The sequence below is a fragment of the Pseudomonas sp. UBA4194 genome (assembly GCF_002379585.1).
Lineage (GTDB): Bacteria > Pseudomonadota > Gammaproteobacteria > Pseudomonadales > Pseudomonadaceae > Aquipseudomonas.
This window is the reverse complement of the sequence record NZ_DFUE01000081.1, coordinates 1-1486: the sequence shown is the minus strand read 5'-3', so window position 1 is coordinate 1486 and position 1486 is coordinate 1. Positions and strand designations below refer to the sequence as shown.

Annotated in this window: 2 protein-coding genes; one reads left to right on the top strand and one right to left on the bottom strand. The window is 61.5% G+C overall.

Translation table 11 applies throughout. The features are described 5' to 3' along the window. The coding region (gene proP / locus B3397_RS19695; protein WP_296253312.1) for a glycine betaine/L-proline transporter ProP at positions 1 to 906 on the top strand (906 nt) is incomplete at its 5' end. On the opposite strand, the gene B3397_RS19690 is transcribed toward proP, so the two are convergent. Further along, on the bottom strand, positions 899 to 1411 hold the full coding sequence (locus B3397_RS19690; RefSeq protein ID WP_296253311.1) for a GNAT family N-acetyltransferase: 513 nt from the start codon (positions 1409 to 1411) through the stop codon (positions 899 to 901). The two genes, proP and B3397_RS19690, sit on opposite strands and share 8 nt — an antisense overlap. Between the last annotated feature and the right edge of the window lie 75 nt (positions 1412 to 1486).

The window sequence follows — 1486 nt, the reverse complement described above, 5'->3', positions numbered from 1 at the left end:
GGCTGGCGTCTGCCGTTCTTCCTCGCCTTGCCGCTGGGCATCATCGGCCTGTACCTGCGTCACGCCCTGGAGGAAACCCCAGCCTTCCAGCAACACGTCGAACAACTGGAACACGGCGACCGCGAAGGACTGGCCGGTGGACCCAAGGTGTCGTTCAAGGAAGTGGCGACCAAGCACTGGCGCAGTTTGATGACCTGCATCGGCGTGGTGGCGGCGACCAACGTCACCTATTACATGCTGCTTACCTACATGCCCAGCTACCTGACGCATAACCTGCATTACAGCGAAAATCATGGTGTGTTGATCATCATCGCGATCATGGTCGGCATGCTGTTCGTACAGCCGCTGATTGGCTTCGTCAGCGACAAGATCGGGCGCAAACCCTTCATCGTGGTTGGCAGCATCTGCCTGTTCCTGTTTGCGGTACCTGCGTTCATGCTGATCAACAGCGGCAAGATCGGGCTGATCTTTGCCGGCCTGCTGGTGCTGGCAGTGATCCTCAACTTCTTCATCGGCGTGATGGCCTCTACGCTGCCGGCCATGTTCCCGACGCACATCCGCTACAGTGCCCTGGCCAGTGCCTTCAACGTTTCGGTTCTGATCGCTGGGCTGACCCCCACGGCAGTGGCGTGGCTGGTCGAGAGCACCAATAACCTCTACATGCCGGCGTATTACCTGATGGTGATCGCGGTTGTGGGGCTGGTGACGGGTTTGACCATGAAAGAAACGGCGAACAAGCCGTTGCGTGGCGCCGCACCGGCTGCGTCCGACCTCGACGAAGCCCGTGAACTGCTGCAGGAGCACCACGACAATATCGAGCAGAAGATCGAAGACATCGATGCCGAGATCGCCGCCCTGGAGGCCAAGCGCGAGAATCTGGTGCAGCAGCATCCACGCATCAACTAGGCAGACGCCGCTGCATGTGCGTCGTCTGCCAGAGCGGATCGGGGTCTACCCCGATCAGCTCGAAACCTTGCCGGTGCCAGAAGTCCACGGCGCCGGCCAGGAAGGGGTGGGTATGCAAGTACACGACCTGCACCCCTGCCGCCTGCGCCATGTCCTGTAACGCCTGATACAAGCCCCGCGCTATCCCTCCCCGCCGATACTCCGGCAGCACGAACAGACGCACCACTTCCACGACCTGCAGATCCACATAATCCAACCCCGGGAAGCGCCGGTCGTAGGGCAGGTAGCCGATGGCGCCGATTATCCGGCCCTGGGCCTTGGCCACCAGGAAGCGACCTTGGCCGCGCAGGTATACCTGTTCGAAAGCAGCCAGGTCGGCGGGGATGGGGGTGTTGTGCAATTTGGGGAACATGTCGGCGCGGGCGGCCAGCAGGAAGGGCAGCAACTCCGGTATGTCGTGGGGGTGCACGGGGGTGATGGTGGGTTGGGGGGTGGGGTGTGGCATGGGGCTCCTTTGGGGGGGGGTGATTATGGTGGTTAGGGTGGTTGGCGTTGATTATGGGGGGAATGGTCCCCTCAC